15 protein-coding genes and 1 tRNA gene are annotated in these 20,157 nt (G+C 69.5%); 6 read left to right on the plus strand and 10 right to left on the minus strand.

What is annotated here, in order from left to right:
- Positions 1 to 141 precede the first annotated feature (141 nt).
- The gene (locus AX685_RS11305) at positions 142 to 1,224 is read left to right on the plus strand and encodes a phosphotransferase (RefSeq protein ID WP_197418575.1); all 1,083 of its coding nucleotides are present in this window, start codon (positions 142 to 144) and stop codon (positions 1,222 to 1,224) included.
- A gap of 34 nt (positions 1,225 to 1,258) precedes the next feature.
- On the opposite strand, the gene AX685_RS11310 is transcribed toward AX685_RS11305, so the two are convergent.
- The 5 genes from AX685_RS11310 to AX685_RS11330 form a co-directional block, all read right to left on the minus strand.
- On the minus strand, positions 1,259 to 2,365 hold the full coding sequence (locus AX685_RS11310; RefSeq protein ID WP_066488709.1) for an NAD(P)-dependent alcohol dehydrogenase: 1,107 nt from the start codon (positions 2,363 to 2,365) through the stop codon (positions 1,259 to 1,261).
- A 15-nt stretch (positions 2,366 to 2,380) separates the two neighbouring features.
- Complete coding sequence (locus AX685_RS11315) at positions 2,381 to 3,229, minus strand: AraC family transcriptional regulator (protein ID WP_066488710.1); 849 nt, start codon at positions 3,227 to 3,229, stop codon at positions 2,381 to 2,383.
- A 176-nt stretch (positions 3,230 to 3,405) separates the two neighbouring features.
- Positions 3,406 to 4,206, minus strand: a complete 801-nt coding sequence (locus AX685_RS11320) for an SDR family NAD(P)-dependent oxidoreductase (protein ID WP_070321412.1) — start codon at positions 4,204 to 4,206, stop codon at positions 3,406 to 3,408.
- Positions 4,207 to 4,453: 247 nt separating this feature from the next.
- On the minus strand, positions 4,454 to 5,746 hold the full coding sequence (locus tag AX685_RS11325; RefSeq protein ID WP_066488714.1) for a sigma-54-dependent transcriptional regulator: 1,293 nt from the start codon (positions 5,744 to 5,746) through the stop codon (positions 4,454 to 4,456).
- Entirely contained in the window at positions 5,743 to 7,545 is a 1,803-nt protein-coding gene (locus AX685_RS11330; RefSeq protein ID WP_082740826.1) for a sensor histidine kinase, read from the minus strand. Before AX685_RS11330 ends, AX685_RS11325 begins: the two co-directional genes overlap by 4 nt.
- A gap of 304 nt (positions 7,546 to 7,849) precedes the next feature.
- On the opposite strand from AX685_RS11330, the gene AX685_RS11335 reads away from it, so the two are divergent.
- Positions 7,850 to 9,166 (plus strand): MFS transporter, encoded by a 1,317-nt coding sequence (locus AX685_RS11335; protein WP_231738811.1) that lies wholly within the window; start codon positions 7,850 to 7,852, stop codon positions 9,164 to 9,166.
- Between the two features lie 90 nt (positions 9,167 to 9,256).
- On the opposite strand, the gene AX685_RS11340 is transcribed toward AX685_RS11335, so the two are convergent.
- From AX685_RS11340 to AX685_RS11350, 3 genes are all read right to left on the minus strand, one after another.
- Positions 9,257 to 9,331, minus strand: a tRNA-Thr gene (locus AX685_RS11340).
- A 231-nt stretch (positions 9,332 to 9,562) separates the two neighbouring features.
- Positions 9,563 to 9,703 (minus strand): hypothetical protein, encoded by a 141-nt coding sequence (locus AX685_RS21625; protein ID WP_156445774.1) that lies wholly within the window; start codon positions 9,701 to 9,703, stop codon positions 9,563 to 9,565.
- Positions 9,667 to 11,466 (minus strand): aminopeptidase P family protein, encoded by a 1,800-nt coding sequence (locus tag AX685_RS11350; RefSeq protein ID WP_066488730.1) that lies wholly within the window; start codon positions 11,464 to 11,466, stop codon positions 9,667 to 9,669. The genes AX685_RS21625 and AX685_RS11350 overlap by 37 nt, the downstream gene beginning before the upstream one ends.
- Before the next feature lie 148 nt (positions 11,467 to 11,614).
- On the opposite strand from AX685_RS11350, the gene AX685_RS11355 reads away from it, so the two are divergent.
- From AX685_RS11355 to AX685_RS11370, 4 genes are all read left to right on the plus strand, one after another.
- Complete coding sequence (locus AX685_RS11355) at positions 11,615 to 12,184, plus strand: HNH endonuclease (protein WP_066488732.1); 570 nt, start codon at positions 11,615 to 11,617, stop codon at positions 12,182 to 12,184.
- 19 nt (positions 12,185 to 12,203) lie between these two features.
- Positions 12,204 to 12,644, plus strand: a complete 441-nt coding sequence (locus AX685_RS11360; protein WP_066488735.1) for an EF-hand domain-containing protein — start codon at positions 12,204 to 12,206, stop codon at positions 12,642 to 12,644.
- 32 nt (positions 12,645 to 12,676) lie between these two features.
- A complete protein-coding gene (gene ppc / locus AX685_RS11365; protein ID WP_066488744.1) occupies positions 12,677 to 15,355 on the plus strand; it encodes a phosphoenolpyruvate carboxylase in 2,679 nt (892 codons plus the stop codon).
- A 544-nt stretch (positions 15,356 to 15,899) separates the two neighbouring features.
- Positions 15,900 to 16,238 carry a hypothetical protein gene (locus AX685_RS11370; protein ID WP_066488736.1) on the plus strand — a complete coding sequence of 113 codons (339 nt, stop codon included), beginning with the start codon at positions 15,900 to 15,902 and terminating at the stop codon, positions 16,236 to 16,238.
- Positions 16,239 to 16,244: 6 nt separating this feature from the next.
- Here the strand turns inward: AX685_RS11370 and AX685_RS11375 are convergent, their stop codons facing one another.
- The gene (locus AX685_RS11375) at positions 16,245 to 17,558 is read right to left on the minus strand and encodes a chloride channel protein (protein WP_066488737.1); all 1,314 of its coding nucleotides are present in this window, start codon (positions 17,556 to 17,558) and stop codon (positions 16,245 to 16,247) included.
- Between the two features lie 31 nt (positions 17,559 to 17,589).
- A partial coding sequence (pepN, locus tag AX685_RS11380) for an aminopeptidase N (RefSeq protein WP_066488746.1) occupies positions 17,590 to 20,157 on the minus strand: 2,568 nt, incomplete at its 5' end.

The following is a 20,157-nucleotide window of genomic DNA, read 5'->3' on the forward strand; positions in this document are numbered from 1 at the left end:
GCCGGGATGGCCAATCGGAAATCCATGCCGGATCATCATCCCTGCCGATCAATGCCGCGCGTGTTTCGATTGGTGCCGCGGCGGCGGTGATGCCACCTGTGCTTGCGATCGCCGGGGAACGGCGACGGCAAGGAGAGGTGAATGAACGTCATCGCGGCCCCCGCGCACCCACCGCGGCTGCTGTCCCGTCTGGACGAGATCGATACCGACTGGCTGACCGCGGTGCTGCGCCAGTCCGGGCACCCCGACGCCGAGTTGACCGGTTTCGTGCTGACACCGATCGGCGCGGGCAACGTCAGCGACACGGTGCGCGTCGACCTGACGCATCGCCAGGCCGGCGCGGAGCCGCCGTCGCTGGTGTGCAAGTTCCGCTGCTCCGGCGAACAGGCACATGCCCACGGGATCAGCAGCGGTTCCTATTATCGCGAGGTCGGCAGCTTTCCGGCGGTCGCGGGCGCCTGCCGGACGCCGCGGCTGTACTGGATCGCGGGCGGGTACGACAACATTAACCTCGTCATGGAAGACCTGTCGCGCGTGTCGCGTGCGGGCGACCAGATCGCCGGGTGCGACCTGCGCGATGCTCGGGCGGTCGTCGGCGAACTGGCGAAGCTGCACCGCACCTTTTATCCGATGGCGGCCGCATCGGCGCCCGACTGGGCGATGACCATGGCAGCGACCGCTGATTACTGGAGCGGCGCGATCGCCAATTCGCTGCCGCTGATCCGCGACGTCGCCGCGGGGGAGATCAGCGAGGCGGAGATGGCGACCGTGGCCGCCGCCGTCGCTGCGGCGCACCGCTGGTATTCGCTGCCGGTGACGCGCGCGACGCTGACCCATGGCGACCCGCGCGTCGACAATATCCTGTTCCTCGACCATGACGACGGGTCCGTCGAGGCGGTGCTGATCGACTGGCAGATGACGGGGTGGCGCAACCCGATGCACGATGTCGGCTATTTCCTGTCGGGCAGCGTGACCCGGGCAGATCGCCGCGCACACGAGCGCGACCTGCTCGCGTATTATGCTGCCGTGTTCGGCGACGGTTATCCGCCGGAGCAGATCACGCAGGATTATCGCGTCCAGCTGCTCGGCGGGTTGATGACGACGATTGCGGCCTATTCGCTGATCCCGCTGACCGATCCGGTCAAGGCGTTGTTGCTGGCGCTGCTGCGGCGCAACCTTTCGGCGGCAATCGACTGGGATTCGATCGCCGCGATCGAGGGATAAGGCGCGGGGCGCGTGGCGCCCCGCGATCACCTGATCAGGGGATCAACACCACCTTTACGCAATCGCCACGCGCCTGCGCGGCGATTGCCTCATTGATCTGTGCCAGCGGGAAGGTACGGACCAGCCGGTCGAACGGGAAGCGGCCCTCGCGGTGCAGCGCGATCAGCTGCGGGATGAAAACCTGCGGGTCGCTGTCGCCCTCCATGATGCCCACGACGCGCTGGCCATAGGTAATCATGCCGGCGATGTTGATCATGATGCCGTCCTCCGCCGACGGCGGCACCCCGACCAGCCCCATCATGCCGCGCGACGTCAGCGCCCCCAGCGCCGCCTGGATCGTGTCGACGCGCCCGCTGGTATCGAACGCGAAATCGAATCCGTCGGGCAACAATGCACGCAGGGCCTCGGTCACGTCGCCGGCCGTGGGATCGACGACATGGTTGGCGCCCAGTTCGCGCGCGAGTTCGCGGCGCGCGGCAACCGGTTCGATCAGCACGATCATGCCGCATTCCTGCACCTTCGCGCCCATTACCGCGGCAAGCCCGACCGGGCCGCCGCCGACGATCACGATCGAGCTGCCCGCGGGGCATGCCATGGACCGCATCACCCCGCCTGCGCCGGTCTGCAACCCGCAGCCCAGTGGGCCGAGAATGTCGAGTGGGGCGTCGGCATCCTCCACCTTCACGACGTTGCGCGCGCGTACGATCGCGTGTTCGGCGAAGCTCGACTGGCCGAAGAAGTGGGAAGAGACCGCCTCGCCGTTCGCGGAATAGGCCTTCGACCCGTCCTCCAGCCGCATCCCGGCATAGTTCATCGGCGGGAAGTCGCGGCAATAGCTGGGCAGGTGCTCCGCGCAGCGTGCGCATTGCCCGCAGCTGGAAAAGCCCAGCACGACGCGATCGCCGACGGCCAGCCCCTCGACCCCGTCGCCCACCGCCTCGATCACGCCGGCGCCTTCATGCCCCAGCACCGCGGGAAGGGGGTAGGGGGCGAATTGGTCGCGGAAGATCAGATCGGTATGGCACAACCCGACGCCCGCGATCCTGACGCGCACCTCGCCCGCGCGCGGCGCGTCGATCGTCACCTCCTCAATCGAAAAATCACCTTTCGGCATGCGGGCGACGGCGGCGGTGGTCTGCATCTCATCTCTCTCCGATTACTGGATGGTGTGGCGCCAGCCGCTGGGCGTCTGGCCGGCATATTGGCGAAAGGCGCGGGTAAAGTGGCTCTGGCTGGCGAAACCCAGCCGGTCGGCGATCGCAGCGATCGACATGTCGGATCCGCCCAACAGTTCCTGCGCACGGTCCAGCCGTGCCTTCATCACATATTGGTGCGGCGTGGTGCCGGTCGATTTCCGGAATACGCGACAGAAGTGCGACGGCGTCAGGCCCGCTTGCTGCGCCAGCGCCTCCAGGGTGTGGCCGCGCTCGGGATGCGCCAGAATCTCGTTCATGATGAGGTGGATGCGATAGGACGAGGTATCCGCATTCGGGATCGCCATGCCGGTTTCCGGTGACGCGCCGCGGAGCGTATGCGCGCGCAGTGCCGTCAGCAGCGTGTCGACATAGTCGGCGCTCTCCACGGTCTGTGGCGCGTACAGTTCGGCCAGGATCTGGCGCGTCAGTGCGATGGCAAGCGGGTCGACGAAGGCGAAGCGCATCGCGCCGAACTGCTCGGCGGCCTGCTGGCGTTGCAGCTGTTCGACCGGGATCGAGACGGTGACGACGTCCAGTTCGCCGTCGATGCGCCAGCCGGTGGCGACGCCTGCCGGGACGATCGTGGCGCAGCCGGGGATCGAGCGCGCCTCGCTCCACCGGTCCACTTCCCAGAAGCGCGTATCGGGCTTTCCTCCGACATGGACGACGAACACGGGATCGACCAGCGCCGGCAGATCATAGCTGCCGATGAACTGGCGCCAGCGCGCGAACCGCCACGCGCCGATACCGACGCTGCGATCGGGCGCGCGGCCCAGCGTTTCGGCGATAATGGCTTCGTTGCCGCGCATGATCGACCTCTCCCACTCCGTCGGCAGGCCGCGGGATGACGTCGCGGTCCGTGCGACCATCCGGGAAGGTCGCGCGGCACCGTCGCGGCGGCGCTTGCACCGCGAGCGATGTATCACGGCCAGCGGACTTATAGAACAGCTGTACCCCATCATCGCGGATATCGCGCGCGTGGGGGTCAGCCCGCGGTATAGCCGCCATCAGCGACGAATTCCGCCCCGGTGACGAACCGCGCCGCGTCGCTGGCCAAGAAGGCGATCACCGGCGCGATGTCGCGCGGTTCGCCCAGCCGCCCCATCGGGATCAGGCTGGTCCAGGCGGCGAGCGCCGCTTCCGGGGAAATCGGGTTGCCATCGGCATCGACGGGCGGATCCCAGTCCGCGCCGAGGTTGGTGGCGACCGGGCCGGGCAGGACGGTGTTGACGCGAATCCCTTCCTTCGCCAGCTCGAACGCGACCGCACGCGACAGGCCGCGCACCGCGCCCTTGGTAGCGCTATAGGCCGCGAACTGCGAACCTGCGACCATGCCATAGACGGACGAGACGTTGACGATCGCGGTCGTCTCCGCGCCCGCCGCCCGCGCCGCGCGCAGCAGCGGCAGCGCGCCCTGCATGCCGGCATACAGGCTGTCGACGTTGATCGCCTGTTGACGGTGGAGCGTGGCGATCGGCGCATCTTGGAACCGTGCCGACATCATGATCCCCGCATTGTTGACCAGCGCGTGCAGATGTCCGTGCTCGCGCCCGATCGTGCCGTACACGCGCGTCCAGTCATCCGGGCTGGACACGTCGAGTTGCAGGGCCTGTGCGCCGCCGCCGATCGCCGTGGCGGTCGCGGCGGCAGTGTCGGGGTTGATATCGGCGGCCAAGACGCGCGCGCCGAGCGCGGCGAACTGGCGCGCGGTTTCGGCGCCGATGCCGGAACCGGCGCCGGTAATCAGCGCCAGCTTGCCGGCGAGCGAGAAGGGGGCGACGGTCATGTCCCAGCTCCGTTCATGGTTGCGGAACGGCACCCGGCGCCGTTCCCCTGCGACGTGATGACGACCGTCGTTCGCGTCATCGCCGGATCGGCCGCTGGCGGCATCGTGGCGAACGCGCACCCCATGGTCCCTCTCCTGCAAACGCTTTCGAACGGCCTCGCAAGGCTGTCACAGGTAGCGCAGCCGACGCCAGCGGGCGTTGCACGTGATTGTCCGGCTTTTCGACATTTCTTGCGGTCGCCGCCGGTCAGCCCGGACGGCGATGCTCGCTGGCATCCAGCCCATAGCGTTGCAGGCGATCGTACAGGCTGCGGCGCGATATCGACAGCGCCTGCGCGGCGCTGGTGACGTCGCCGGCGGCCCTGGCCAGCGCCTCGACGATGACGGCGGTCTCGAAGCGCGCGACCTGTTCGGCGAGCGGCACCCTGTCGGCCTCGCCCCCTGTCGGTGGAAGCGCGAGCACCGTCTGCACCGCGAAATTGCGCAGCGCGCGCACGTTGCCGCGCCACGGATCGGTCATCAGCCGCGCCTCGACCGGTGCGGTCAGGTCGGGCACCGGGCGGCCGAACCGCTCGGCGGCATCCTGAAGGAAATGCCGGAACAGCAGCGGCACGTCCGCGCGCCGCTCGCGCAGCGGCGGAATGCGCACGCGCACCGTTTCCAGCCGGTACAACAGATCCTCGCGGAAACGCCCGCGGGTGCAGGCCTGCGCCAGGTCGCCCTTTGCCGCGGCGACGATGCGCAGGTCGATGCTGCGCGGCGAGCCGCCGCCGACTGCGGGCAGTTCGCGCTCCTCGATCACGCGCAGCAGCTTGCCCTGCAGGGTCGCCGACATGCTGTCGATCTCGTCCAGGAACAGCGTGCCCCGGTCGGCATCGCCGATCCGCCCCTGTTGCAACCGCCCGCCGAACAGCGTCTCGTCCGCCTGATGATCGGGCAGCGCGGCGCAGTCGATCGCGACGAATTCGCGCGTGCGGCGCCGGCTCTGGCGATGGAGCATCCGCGCGACCAGTTCCTTGCCGGTGCCGGTCTCGCCCTCGATCAGCACGTCGACCTCGACCTGCGCCAACTGGCGGATCGCGGCGCGCAGGCCGGCCATGGCCGCAGTGGTACCGATCAGCGGGAAATCCTCCTCCGCGGCCGGCAGTTCGGCACGCAGGCGGCGGTTCTCCAGCACCAGCCGCCGCGTTTCCAGCGCGCGCCGCACGCTGGCGACCAGATGGTCGGTCGCAAACGGCTTGGCGATGAAATCGAACGCGCCGCGCTCCATCGCGGCCACCGCCATCGGGATGTCGCCATGCCCGGTCATCAGCAACACCGGCAGCTCCGGGTCGGCGGCGTGCACCGCATCGAACACGGCATGACCGTCCATCCCCGGCATACGGATGTCGGTGACGACGACACCCGAAAAATCGGGGTCGATCCGGCGCAGCGCGATCCGCGGATCGGCATGCGATTCCACCGCGATCCCGGCGATCGCGAACGTGTCGGCGATCGCGGCGCGCAGCGCATCGTCGTCGTCGATCAGCAGGACGTTCATTCCGGTGTCTCCCTCGCCAGCGCGACGGTGATGCGGAACGCCGCCCCGCCCAGCGGCGAGCGCGTGACGGCGACCTTTCCGTCGAAGGCGGTGACGATATCGTGCACGATCCCCAGCCCCAGTCCCAGCCCGTCGCGCTTGCCGGTGACGAAGGGGTCGAAAATCTGGCCGGCGATCGCCGGGTCGATCCCCGGGCCATTGTCGGCGACAGTCAGCGCGACGCTGGTGCCGTCGGCGTCGACCGTCAGCGCGACCTGCGCGCCGGCACGCCCCGCCACTGCGTCGAGCGCGTTCTGGAGCAGATTGACGAGCACCTGTTCCAGCCGGACGCGCCCCGCGATCACTGATGGCTGCCCGGGCGGAGGCCAGTCCAGCGCGACCCCGGCGGCGCGAAAGCGGTCGCCGATCAGCAGGCGGGTCCCCGCGATCACCGCGTCGAGCGGGACGGGGCCGATCGTCCCCGTCCCGCGCCGCGCAAACCCGCGCATTTCGTGCGTGATCGCGCCGATCCGCGCCGTCAGCGCGATCGCGCTGTCCAGGTTGGCGGCCACCCGGTCCAGGCGCCCGGCGTCCAGGTGCGCCCGCGCGTTTTCGGACAGGGTGCGGATCGTCGCGACCGGCTGGTTGATCTCATGCGCCAGCCCAGCGGTGATCGACCCCAGCGACGCCAGCCGGTTCGCCTGCGCGAGTTCCTCGCGCGCCTCGCGGAAGCGGCGGTCGACCCGCGCGTGCTCGGCGATCTCGTCGCGCAGTTCGGCGGTACGGGTCGCGACCGCGGCTTCCAGCGCGGCGCGTTCGCGGGCGGCATCCGCGGCGCGGGTCATCCGCCATAGCAGCAGGCCGGCGACGATCCCTGCCAGCAATGCCGCGACCAGACCGATCAGTCGCGCGAGATTGGCCGCGTCGCGCAGCGCGGCGGCCACCGGGGCGACGTGGACCAGCCGCCAGCCGGGCACCGGCATCGCCGCCGAGCCGACGATCAGACGCGCACCGTCCGGCGCCCGCGCGGTGCCGTTGCCGGCCCATACATAGCGGCTGGGCGCCAGCGGGGCCGCGCCGAACTGCGATGCGCCGGCGATCGCGCCGCGGGCCGCGGCGGTCAGCGGCCGCGTGACGCGGAACCGTTCGGCTGGGTCGGTCGCCAGCAGGATGATGCCGCGCCCGTCAATGATGAAGGTCTGGCCCGGATCGCCGCGCCAGATCCGCACCAGCTTGTCGAATTCCACCTTCACGACGATCACCCCCGCCGGATCGTTCGCGGTGCCGATCCGCCGGGTCAGGAACAAACCGGGACGTCCGCTGACGTTGCCGACCGCATAATATTCCGCCGCGCCGTCCTGCATCGCGCGGATGAAGTAAGGCCGGAACCGGTAATCGCGCCCGACGAAGCTTTCGGCGGTATCGGCGTTGGATGCCGACACGGTGCGGCCGTTCCTGTCGATCAGGTAGAGGACGGGCGCGCCGGTCCGCTCCGCCAGCAGCTTCAGCTTGCCATCCATCCGTCGCCGCGCGTCGGTGTCGCCGCGGCGCAGCGCCTCGTCCAGATCGGTATACTCGCCCAGCACCAGCGGCAGCAGCCGGAACTGCATCAGGTCGCTGGCGAACAGCCGGTTCTGCTGTGCGGCCACGCGCTGCGCCTCGTCGCGCAGATCGGTGATCGCCGACCGGCCGAGCCACGCCCCCGCCGCCACCCACACGAGCAGCCCGATCGTCGCGGCGGCAACGCAGGCCAGGGTCAGCGGAAGGACGCGGCGGGGCGGCATCGTTGCAGGATGCTGCACTTTTGCGGTGCCTGTCATGCGGAATCGTGCACGGGCGGGCGGCCGTCGACAAGCTTGATATGATGTAGGTCATTGGAATAACATATAAAAAACCCGCGGGTCCGGCGATTTGGCCGATCGCGCCGCCGGCCCCATGCTGCCGACGTGCCGAAACATCGGGCGCGAGAGGATGGATGATGGCTTTTCCCACCTGTGATGGTCCCCGCTTCGCCCGCCGCACCGTCGTGCCGGCGGGCGCGGGCGATGCCCGTTGCGCCATGCTCGCGCAGCCGGGCAGTTTCCGCTTCTGATGATGCAACCGAACGAAATCGGGAGAGACGAGATGGCGACCCTACCCATGACCGATGCCGCGCAGGACGCGCCACCGACGACCAACATGCGGCTGAAATCGATTATCGGCGGATCGACCGGCAATCTGGTCGAATGGTTCGACTGGTACGTCTATGCCGCCTTCACGCTCTATTTCGCGCCGCACTTCTTCCCCAGCGGCAATCAGACCGCGCAGTTGCTGAGCGCCGCAGCGGTGTTCGCCGTCGGCTTCGTGATGCGGCCGATCGGTGCGTGGGTAATGGGCGTCTATTCCGATCGCCACGGCCGGAAGGCGGGGCTGACGCTGTCGGTCACGCTGATGTGTGCCGGCTCGCTCATCATCGCGCTGACTCCCGGCTATGCCACGATCGGCGTCGCCGCGCCGGCGCTGCTGGTGATCGCGCGGTTGATGCAGGGACTGTCGGTGGGCGGCGAATATGGCGCCAGCGCGACCTATCTGTCGGAAATGGCGGGCAAGGACCGGCGCGGCTTCTTCTCGTCGTTCCAATATGTCACGCTGATCTCGGGCCAGCTGCTCGCGATCCTGCTGCTGCTGTTGCTCCAGAACGTGATGAGCAAGCCGGCGCTGGAGGAATGGGGCTGGCGGATCCCGTTCGCGGTCGGCGCGGTGCTCGCCGTCGTCGTCTTCCGCCTGCGCCGCGGGCTGGCCGAGACGCAGAGCTTCAAGAACGTCAGCAAGGGCGATGCGCCGAAATCGGGCTTCCTTGCGCTGCTGCGTCATCATCCGAAAGAAACCGCGCTGGTCATGCTGCTGACCGCGGGCGGTACGCTCGCCTTCTACGCCTATTCGATCTACATGCAGAAGTTCCTGGTCAACACCTCCGGCTTCACCAAGGAAGCCGCGACGCAGATCAATGCCGTGACGCTGTTCGTCTTCATGCTGCTCCAGCCCGTTGCCGGCGCGCTGAGCGACCGGATTGGGCGCAAGCCGTTGATGATCGCGTTCGGCGTGTCGGGGATGCTGTTCACCTATCCGATCTTCACCGCGCTCCAGCATACGCAGGACATGTTCACCGCGGGGCTGCTGGTGATGGCCGCGCTGATCATCGTGACGGGCTATACCTCGATCAACGCGGTGGTGAAGGCGGAGCTGTTCCCCGCGCACATCCGCGCGCTGGGCGTCGCGCTGCCCTATGCGCTGGCCAATACGCTGTTCGGTGGCACCGCCGAATGGGTGGCGCTGAAGTTCAAGTCGTCCGGGTGGGAACAGGGCTTCTACTGGTATGTCACCGCGATGATCGGCGTGTCGCTGATCGTCTATCTGCGGATGCGCGACACGCGGCAGGACAGCCTGATCGCGGAGGATTGAGGGGCTTGGCGCCGTCGTCCGGCATGTCCGGCACGGCGGTGCGTCCCGCGCGCGCCGCACGGTCCGGCCGGATGATCTGTCAGGGAAAAATGGTGCTGCCGGTGAGGATTGAACTCACGACCTCAGCCTTACCAAGGATGCGCTCTACCACTGAGCTACGGCAGCACTCACCACCTTGCGGGCGGGAGCGGGCCTAAGAGACGAGGTAGGGCCGATTGTCAAGCCGGATCGGCGTGGCTAGCGCGAAAAGGATGAGCGATCGGGATGAAGACGCGCGGAACGGGCGGGCGGCGCGGCTCGCGGAGCAGCTGCGCGCCAATCTGAAACGGCGCAAGGCGCAGGCGCGCGCTGCCGCGGCGCAGGACGGTCCCCCGCCCGGCGACGGCGAGCAGCCGGTCAGCGCGTCGCCGCGGCGTAATGACCCAGCGTGAAGGCGGCGGCGATCCCCTGCCACGCGCCCAGCGAGGCGGCGCCCAGCGCCCCGAAAAGTCCCGCGACGATCAGCGTACGACGGGCGAACACCTTGATGTGAGCCATGCCAGATCCTCCCCACCCAGCGCCGGCGCCAATTCGTCGGCGACGCGGGCGTGATAAGCATTGAGCCACATCAGTTCGGCTTCCGTCAATAGGGCCGGATCGATCAGATCGCGGTCGATCGGCGCCAGCGTCAACGTCTCGAACGCCAGCATCGTCGCTTCGCCGCCAGGCAGGTCGCGCTCGACCACCAGCAACAGATTCTCGATGCGGATGCCGAAGTCGCCCGCCTTGTAATATCCCGGCTCGTTCGAGAGGATCATGCCGGGCAGCAGCGGTTCGGACGGGCCGGTGCCGCCATAGCTGGGCTTGGCGATCCGCGCCGGCCCTTCGTGCACCGACAGGAAGCTGCCGACGCCGTGGCCGGTGCCGTGCGCGAAATCGAGCCCCGCCTGCCACAGCGGCAGCCGCGCCAGCGCGTCGAGCTGCCCGCCGGTCGTCCCGCGCGGAAACACCGCGGTGGCCAGCGCGATATGCCCCTTCAGCACGCGGGTGAAGCGATCGCGCATCTCCGCGGTGGGGGCGCCGATCGGCACGACGCGGGTCACGTCGGTGGTGCCGTCCTGATACTGTCCCCCCGAATCGATCAGGTAGAGCTGGCCCGGCGCGATCGCGAGGTTCGATTCCTCGGTCACATGGTAGTGCGGGATCGCGCCGTGCGGCCCGGTCGCGGAAATGGCGTCGAACGACAGATCCCTGAGCACCCCGGTTTCGGCACGGAAACGGTGGAGCTGCGCCGCCGCGGACAATTCGGTCTGCCCGCCCTTGGGCGCCTCCGCCGCGATCCAGCGCAGGAACCGCGTCAGCGCCGCGCCGTCGCGGATCGAGGCGGCGCGGTGGCCGGCGATCTCGACCGGGTTCTTGGTCGCCTTGGCCACGATCACCGGATCGCGCAGCGGCAGGACGGTGCCGCCGCCCTGCTCCACCGCCTGCGCGATCGCCGCCACGGAAAAGGCCGGGTCGATCGCGACGCGCTTGCCCGACAGGCCCGCCAACGCCGCGGCGAAGGCGGCGCGATCATGGACGCGGACGGCGTTGCCCAGATGCTCGGCGACCGGCGGCGTCACCTTGTCGGGGGAAACGAACAGGTCGGCGGTGCCGTCCGCATGGACGATCGTATAGGCGAGCGCGACCGGGGTGCGCTCAACGTCCGCGCCGCGCACGTTGAGCAGCCAGGCGATCGAATCGAGTGCGGCGATCACCGTCGCATCGGCGCCCGCGCTGCCCAGCCAGTCCGCGACATCGGCGCGCTTGGCCGCCGAGGATCGTCCGGCGACCGCATCGGGCTGCACCGTCATCACCGCATCGGACGGGGCGGGGCGGTCGGGCCACACCGCGTCGACCGGGTTGGCCTCCACTGCGACCAATTCGGCCCCGGCGGCCGCCAGCGCGGCGCGCGCCTCCTCCACCCAGGCGGCGGTGTGCAGCCACGGATCGTAGCCGACCCGCGCGCCGGCCGGGGCATGGTCGCGCAGCCAGGCGGCGATGCTGGTGTCCGGGACGCCGACGAACTGCCAGTCGTCGACGGATACCTGTTCGCGCACCTGCAGCGTATAGCGCCCGTCGGTGAAGATCGCGGCCTCCGCCGACAGCACCACCGCGGCGCCCGCCGACCCCTGGAACCCCGTCAGCCACGCCAGCCGCTGGGCATAGGCGCCGACATATTCGCTCATATGCTCGTCGGTCAGCGGCACGACGAAACCGTCGAGGCGCATCTGCGACAATTGTTCGCGAAGCGCGGCGAGGCGGGCGGAATGGGTCGACATGGAAGGTCCGTTGATAAGGGGTGCCCGGCGTCGTGGCACAACCGCTTCGCCGCGACCAGCCTTGACCCGGTCGCGCGGGGTGTCATCATGTCGTCACGCCGATGGGCGACATGCCCCGGCACGAAAGCGGAAAGGGGGACGTCGAAGCGTGTTCCATCCCGATCTGATCCGGCATCCGGACAGTTGCCCCACGTTGGTGCTGAACGCCGATTATACGCCCTTGTCCTATTACCCGCTGAGCATCTGGCCGTGGCAGACCGCGGTGAAGGCGGTGTTCCTGGACCGTGTCGACATCGTCGCGCATTACGAGCGCGAGGTGCGCAGCCCGACGCAGACGATGCGCCTGCCGTCGGTGATCGCGCTGAAGCAGTTCGTGCGGCCGTCGCAATTCCCCGCCTTCACGCGGTTCAACCTGTTCCTGCGCGACACCTTCGCCTGCCAATATTGCGGCAGCACCAAGCGTGAGCTGACGTTCGACCATGTCATCCCGCGGGCGCAGGGCGGGCGGACGACCTGGGAGAATGTCGTCACCGCGTGCGCGCCGTGCAACCTGAAGAAGGGCGGGCGTACCCCGCGACAGGCGGGCATGCCGCTGGCGATCGAGCCGATCCGCCCGACCAGCTGGCACCTCCAGGAACACGGCCGGCGCTTCCCGCCGAATTATCTGCACGAAACATGGCACGACTGGCTCTATTGGGATGTTGAGCTGGAAGCGTAACGACGGAGCCGGGACAAGCATGCGCACGACATTGGTGGTGGTAGCCGGCGCGATCGCGCTGGCCGCCTGTTCCGGCACGAGCGAGGAGCAGAAGGCGCTGGAGAACGGCGCGCTCGACAATTACGTCCCGCCCTTCGTGATGTCGCGGCTGGATTTCGGCGGGGTAGTGGAGCGGCGGTTCCGGCGCCTGGACGTCAACAACGACGACAAGCTGACCCGCAACGAACTGCCGAAGCGGCTGCAAGACCGGTTCGACGAGATCGACGCGAACCGAAACGGCGCAATCTCGAACGAGGAATGGAGCCGCTGGATGATGGCGCGGTTCGACCGGCAGGATGCCAACCACGACGGCACGGTGACCAGCGACGAGCGCGAGCGGGCGCGCGAGCAGCACGAAACCGACCTGCCGACCCCCGCGGACGAGCCGGCGAGCAACACCGCCGCGTCGAAGGCGGGTTGACCGCGGCGCTGGTGCAGCGCAGCAAAGGCGCCATGGCCACGCTTCCCCCGATCACCAACAATCCCGATGTCCGCTATCTGGGCCGCGTCCTGGGCGACGTGATCCGCGCGTATGGCGGGGAAAAGCTCTACGAGCGGACCGAGGCGATCCGCTCGGCATCGGTGGAGCGGCATCGCGGTAACCACCAGGCATCGCCCGATGCGGAACTGGGGACGCTCGACCTGGACGAGACGCTCGATTTCGTGCGCGGGTTCATGCTGTTCTCGATGCTCGCCAACCTGGCCGAGGACCGGCAGGGCATCGCCGCGGAGGAGGGGGCCGACCTGGCCGCCGCGCTCGACCGGCTGGCGCGCGAGGGGATCGGGCGCGAGGCGGTGGCCGCGCTGCTCGACGATGCGCTGATCGCCCCGGTGCTGACCGCGCACCCCACCGAGGTGCGGCGCAAGAGCATGATCGACCACCGCAACCGCATCGCCCAGTTGATGGCGCTGCGCGATCGCGGGATCGACACGACGCCCGACGGCGACCGGGTGGACGAGGCGATCGTGCGCCAGGTCGCGCTGCTGTGGCAGACGCGCGTGCTGCGGCGCGAGCGGCTGTACGTCGTCGACGAGGTGGACACCGCGCTGAGCTATCTGCGCGAGGTGTTCCTGCCGGTGATCCCGGCGCTGTACCAAAGGTGGGACCGCGCGATGGGCGAGCGCGTGCCGTCGTTCCTGAAGCCGGGCAGCTGGATCGGCGGCGACCGCGACGGCAACCCGTTCGTGACCGCCGATTCGCTGCGCACCGCACTGGCGAAGGCGGCGCAGGCGGTGCTGGGCTTCTACATGGACCAACTGCACGCGATGGGAGCGGAACTGTCGATCTCAGCGCACCATGCGGTGGTCGACGAGGGCGTGCTGGCGCTGGCCGAGGCGAGCGGCGACACCGCCGAGAGCCGTAGCGACGAGCCGTATCGCCGCGCGCTGTCGGGGATCTACGCGCGTGTCGCGGCGACGTACCGCGCGATCACCGGGCAGGCGCCGCCGCGGCCGGGGCATCTGACCGGCGAACCCTATCCCGATCCGGCCGCGCTGCGCGCCGATGTGGTGACACTGGCGCGGCCGCTGTCGGACAATGGCGACGGCCTGCTGGGCACCGGCGGCGCGCTGGGGCGGCTGATCCGCGCGGTCGAGGTGTTCGGCTTCCACCTCGCCACGCTGGACCTGCGGCAGAACAGCGCGGTGCATGAGCGCGTGGTGGCGGAAATGCTGGCCAAGGCCGGCGTCTGCGACGATTACGCCGCGCTGGGCGAGGATGCGCGCGTCATGCTGCTGCGCCAGGAACTGGCCACCGCGCGCCCGCTGACCAGCCCGTTCGCCGATTATTCGGAGGAGACCGCGTCCGAACTGGCGATCGTCCGCGCGGCGGCGGCGGCGCATGCCACCTACGGCGCGGCATGCATCCGCCAGTATATCGTGTCGATGACCAAGTCAGTGTCGGACCTGCTGGAGGTCCACCTGCTCCTGAAGGAAGTCGGCCTGTACCGACCCGGCAACGGCCATCCGGCGACCGCGGCGATCATGGCGGTGCCGCTGTTCGAGACGATCGAGGATCTGGAGGCGGCGCCGGCGATCATGACCGAGTGGTTCGCGATTCCGGAGGTGCGCGCGATCGCCACCGCGCGCGGCCACCAGGAAGTGATGATCGGTTATTCCGACAGCAACAAGGACGGCGGATACCTGACGTCCACCTGGCAATTGTCGAAGGCGTCGACCGCGCTGAAGCCGGTGTTCGATGCGGTCGGCGTCGGGATGCAACTGTTCCACGGGCGCGGCGGCGCGGTGGGGCGCGGCGGCGGTTCCAGCTTCGCCGCGATCCGCGCGCAACCGCCGGGCACGGTGCAGGGCCGCATCCGCATCACCGAACAGGGCGAAGTGATCGCGGGCAAATACGGCACGCGCGAAAGCGCGACGACCAACCTGGAGGCGATGGCGTCGGCGACGCTGCTGGCCAGCCTGGAGCCGGCGCAGCTGTCGAACGGCGAGAATGCGACGTTCGGCGCGGCGATGGATGCACTGTCCGATGCGGCGTTCCACGCCTATCGCGGGCTGGTGTACGGGACCGAGGGGTTCCGCACCTTCTTCCGCCAGATGACGCCGATCGCCGAGATCGCGGGGCTGAAGATCGGCAGCCGCCCGGCCAGCCGCAAGCAATCCGACGCGATCGAGGACCTGCGCGCGATCCCGTGGGTGTTCAGCTGGGCGCAGGCGCGCGTCATGCTGCCGGGCTGGTACGGCGTGGGGCAGGCGATCGCGGCGTTCGAGGACCGCGGGCTGTTGCGCGAGATGGCGCAGGGCTGGCCGCTGTTCGCCGCGACGCTGGCCAACATGGAGATGGTGCTCGCCAAGTCCGACATGGGGATCGCCGGGCGCTATGCCGGGCTGGTCGAAGACACGGCATTGCGCGACGCGGTGTTCGGCCGCATCCATGACGGCTGGCAGCAGACGCACGACGGGCTGCTGGACGTGACCGGGCAGGCGCATCTGCTGGAACGGCACCCGGCACTGGATGCGTCGATCCGGCTGCGCCTGCCCTATATCGAGCCGCTGAACCTGTTGCAGATCGAGCTGATGAAGCGCCACCGCGCGGGCGAGGATGACGAGCGCGTGCGGCAGGGCATCCTGTTGTCGATCAATGCGATCGCGACCGCGTTGCGCAATTCAGGCTGACCGGCGCGGCGGGGTCGATCGCCGGCCGCGAATGTTGCGAATGTTGAGCCGCTGGCGCGGTGATTCGTCGCGCGTGCGGCGCCGGGGCGGCGCGTGGGTGGCGCGTCGCGGTAGCGCGGGTGTGGCGTGCTCGTCTGAAAGCGCAGGCGGCAGGCCTGACGGAGGAAGCCGCTCCAGGACCGATCAACATTCGCCTCCGTTCGTCCCTAGGAGCCGTCGAACTTGTCGGAACGGCGTTTCGCAGGATGTTTCGAGACGAGGCTTCGGCAGGCTCAGCCTCTCCTCGGCACGAACGGAGGGGGGAAGGGCGATCCGGCCCGGGATGGTTCTTCGTCGCGGCCCCGCCGCGGGCGGGCAGGTCGCTGGTCGGGGGATCGACGCTGGGAAGGAGCGTCGCGACCATGGCAGAGGCGGGGCGTGTAGGACAGCCCGCGCCGGCGGCGGGGATCGGCCCGCGGCCCGGCATTGCATCCGGCAAGTGACGCGATAGGCTGTCGGCGGACAAGGCGCCGGTCGACCGGCGCGGACAGGGGAGGACAGGGGGATGCGCGGATTGCGTGTGCTGCTGGTCGCGGCGTGGCTGGCGCTGGCCGGCTATACCGGGATGGTCGTGGCGCGGCATGGCATGGACCTGCTGCCGATATTCCTCGGCGATATCGCGCGCGGTGGCTGGCCGGGGCAGTTCAATGCCGACTTCCTGTGTTTCCTGACGCTGTCGGCGCTGTGGACCGCTTGGCGGAACCGCTTCTCGCCGGGCGGAATGGCGCTGGGCGTCGTGGCGTTCTTCGGCGGGGCGGGGTTCCTGCTGCCGTATCTGCTGTTCCTGAGCGTGCGGGCGCGCGGCGATGTGGCGGCGATGCTGACCGGGCGCGCGCGGGGATAGCGCCCGCTATTGCCCGACGAAGGTGCGCGACAGGCCGTGGTACAGCTTTTCACGGCAGACCCAGCGGCTGGCGGCGTCGGCGATGAAGGCGGTGGCGAACATCGGCAGCATCAGCCCGCGGCTGGCGGTAGTTTCGGACAGGATGATGACCGCGGTCAGCGGCGCGCGCACCACGCCCGCGAAATAGCCGACCATCCCCAGGATGACGACCGCGGAGGCCGGATCGGACGGGAACAGTTCGCGCAGCAGGTTGCCCACCCCCGCACCGACCGCGAGCGAGGGGGCGAAGATGCCCCCCGGCAGCCCCGCGACCGCGGTGGCGAGCGTCGCGGCGAACTTGGCGGGGCCGAACCACAAGGGTGCATCGACGCCGGTGATCATCGCGCGCGCCGCCGAATAGCCGGTGCCCCAGGTCAGCCCGGTGGCGACGCCCAGCACCGCGACGACGGTGCCGCAGCCCCCGGCGAACAGCAGCGGATGCGCGCGCGCCCATCGCGACAGGCGATGGCCGCCATTGGCCATCCCCAGCATCAGCCGCGCGAACAATCCGCCGGCGATGCCGCCCGCGACCCCCGCGACCGGCGCGACCACCAATGCCGACAGGATCGGCATATGCGCGCCGATCAGCCCGAAATAGACATAGTCGCCCTGTACCGACTGCGCGACCATGCCGGCGATGACGATCGCCGACAGGACCAGCAAGGTGACCCGCTGTTCATAGGCGGAGGCCAGTTCCTCGATCGCGAACAGCAGCCCGGCAAGCGGGGTGTTGAACGCCGCCGCGACGCCCGCCGCGCCGCCCGCGATCACCACCGGCATCCGCAGCGGCACGCGCAGCAGCCGGTGGCTGAAGCCCATCACCGCGGCGGCGAGCTGGACCGTCGGCCCCTCGCGGCCGACGGAGGCGCCCCCCGCGACCGCCCCGAGCGTCAGCACCGCCTTCACTGACACGGTGCGCGGGGAGATCAGCGAGCGGGTGGCGCCCTGCGGATCCTCGCTGGCGGCGATCACCTGCGGGATGCCCGATCCGCGTGCCAGCGGGGCGAGGCGACGGGTCAGCCACGCGAGCGCGACGAACAGCAGCGGGGTGACGACCAGCGGGGCGTAGCGATGGGCGCGCGCCTGGGTCGCGAAGAAGGCGCCCGCCGCATCCGAGGCGGCGGCGAACAAGGTGGCGACCAGCCCGACCGCGACCGCGCCGGTCAGGATCGCCAGCCGGGTGCGGAAGCGGACCGAGCGCGGCCCGGTGGCGCGCATCAGCGCCAGATAGCGGGCGCGCGTCCAGCGGCGCGGGGGGCGGGGGCGGGTTGCGTCGGTCATGCGTCAGGCCGGCATAGCGGGAACGGGCCGGTCATCCCTCCAGGCTTTTCGAGGCCTGTTCGAACAGATCCTTCGATATGTCGGGCGTGGCGACGATCCGCGCGAGTTCGGCGCGCATCCGTTCGGCGCGCACCGGATCGAAGCGGCGCCAGCGGCCGAGCGGGGGCAGCAGCTTCGCCGCGGTCTGCGGGTTGAGCGCGTCGAGCGCGAGCAGCTGGTCGGCGAGCCAGCGATAGCCGTCGCCGCCATCGGCGTGGAAGGCGCGCTGGTTGGCGCCGAACGCACCGATCAGCGCGCGCGCGCGATTGGGGTTGGCGAGCGTGAAATCGGGGTGCTGCGCCAGTTCGTCGACCAGCGCGGGCGTATCCTCCAGCGGCGACAGCGCCTGCGTCTGGAACCATTTGTCGAGCACCAGCGCATTGCCGGCATAGCGATGGTAGAAGACGTCGAGCGCGGCGTCGCGTTCCGCCGAGCGGCCCGCGACCAGCGTGGTCAGCGCGCCGTGGCGGTCGGTCATGTTGTCCGCCGCCTCGAACTGCGCATAGGCGAGCGCGGCGGCATCGGCCGCCCCCGATGCGCAGACATAGCCGAGCGCGACGTTGCGCAGCCGGCGGATGCCCTTGTCCTCCGGCGTATAGGCGAACGGGCGGCGCAGCGCGGGGTCGCAGGCGGCGCGCCAGCGCGCGTCCAGCGCGCGGCCCAGATCGCGGCGCAGCGCCTCGCGCGCCTGGAAGATCGCCTCCGGATCGACGATCGACAATTGGTCGCCGATGAAGCTTTCTGCGGGCAGCAGCACCGCCTCCGCGACGAACGCGCGGTCGAGCGCGGGATCGTCGAGCGTGTCGGCGACCGCGGCGATCACCGCGGCATGATCCGCCTCGCCCTCCACGGTCGCGGCGACGAGCGTGTCGAGCATCAGCTGCTGCATCGCCTCGTACCGGGCGAAGGGATCGTCGTCGTGCCGCGCGAGGAAGGCGAGATCGGCGGCCGAACGGTCGCTGTCGATAACGACGGGCGCGGAGAAGCCGCGGTTGAGCGAGACGACCGGGCGTTCGGTGACCGTCTCGAACGTGATGCTGGCGGCGGCGTCGGACAGGATGACGAGCCGTTCGTCGCCCAGCGGCTGGCCGGTTTCGGCCCCGAACAGCCGCAGCCGCAACGGCAGCACCTGCGGCTGCTTGGCCGTCTGGCCGGGGGTGTCGGGCACCTTCTGCGCCAGATGCAGCGTGGCGCGGCCGCTGCCGGGCTGGTGATCGAGCGTGGCGGAGACGCGCGGGGTGCCGGCCTGGCTGTACCACAGGCGGAAGCGCGTGAGGTCGACGCCGCCGGCCTCCTCCATGCAGGCCACGAAATCCTCGCACGTGGCGGCGGTGCCGTCGAACCGGTCGAAATAGAGATCGGTGGCGGCGCGGAAGCGTTCGGGACCGAGGATCGTGGCCATCATGCGGATCAGCTCCGCCCCCTTGTTGTAGATGGTGGCGGTGTAGAAATTGCCGATCTCGATATAGCTTTCGGGGCGGACCGGATGCGCCAGCGGGCCGGCATCCTCCGGGAATTGCGCGGCGCGCAGCCCGCGCACATCCTCGATCCGCTTGACCGCGGGCGATCCCTGGTCGGCGGAGAAGCCTTGATCGCGATAGACGGTGAAGCCTTCCTTCAGGCTCAGCTGGAACCAGTCGCGGCAGGTGACGCGGTTGCCCGACCAGTTGTGGAAATATTCGTGCGCCACCACCGCGGCGATCGCGTCATAATCCCAGTCGGTGGCGGTATCCGGGTCGGCGAGGATGTAGCGGCTGTTGAAGATGTTCAGCCCCTTGTTCTCCATCGCGCCGAAGTTGAAATCGTCGACCGCGACGATGTTGAACACGTCGAGATCGTATTCGCGGCCATAGACCCGCTCGTCCCACGCCATTGCCAGTTGCAGCGCATGGAGCGCGTGGCCGGTGCGCGCCAGATCGGCGGCGCGCACCCAGATGCCCAGTTCGACGACGCGCCCCGAGCGGGTGGTGAAGGTGCCGCGATTGACCGCCAGGTCGCCCGCCACCAGCGCGAACAGGTACGACGGCTTGGGATAGGGATCGTGCCATTCGGCCCAGTGGGTGCCGTCCGCGCCGTCGCCCGCCGCGACCGGATCACCATTGGCGAGCAGCACCGGGAAGCGCGCCTTGTCCGCGGTCATCCGCACGCGATAGGTCGACAGCACGTCGGGGCGATCGGGGAACCAGGTGATGCGGCGGAAGCCCTCCGCCTCGCATTGCGTGCACAGGATCCCGCCCGAGGCGTAGAGGCCCATCAGTTGGGTGTTGCGATCGGGCGCGATCTCCACCTCCGTCTCGACCACATGCGCGTCGCCGGGCAGCGCGAGCACCAGCTGTTCGCCCACGATCCGCCAGTCGTTGACCGCGATGCCGTCGACCCGCACCGCCAGCGGCACCTGCCCCGCGCCGTCCAGCCGCAGCGGTTCGTCGTGCGCGCCGGCACGCACCACCTCCAGCCGGGCATGGACGCGCGTGGCGAGCGGATCGAGCGCGACATCGAGCGCCACCTGCGGCACCTTCCAGGCGGGTGGGGCATAGTCGCTGCGCCGTGTCACCACGGG

It is taken from the genome of Sphingomonas sp. CCH9-F2, from assembly GCF_001556735.1.
Lineage (GTDB): Bacteria > Pseudomonadota > Alphaproteobacteria > Sphingomonadales > Sphingomonadaceae > Sphingomonas > Sphingomonas ginsenosidimutans.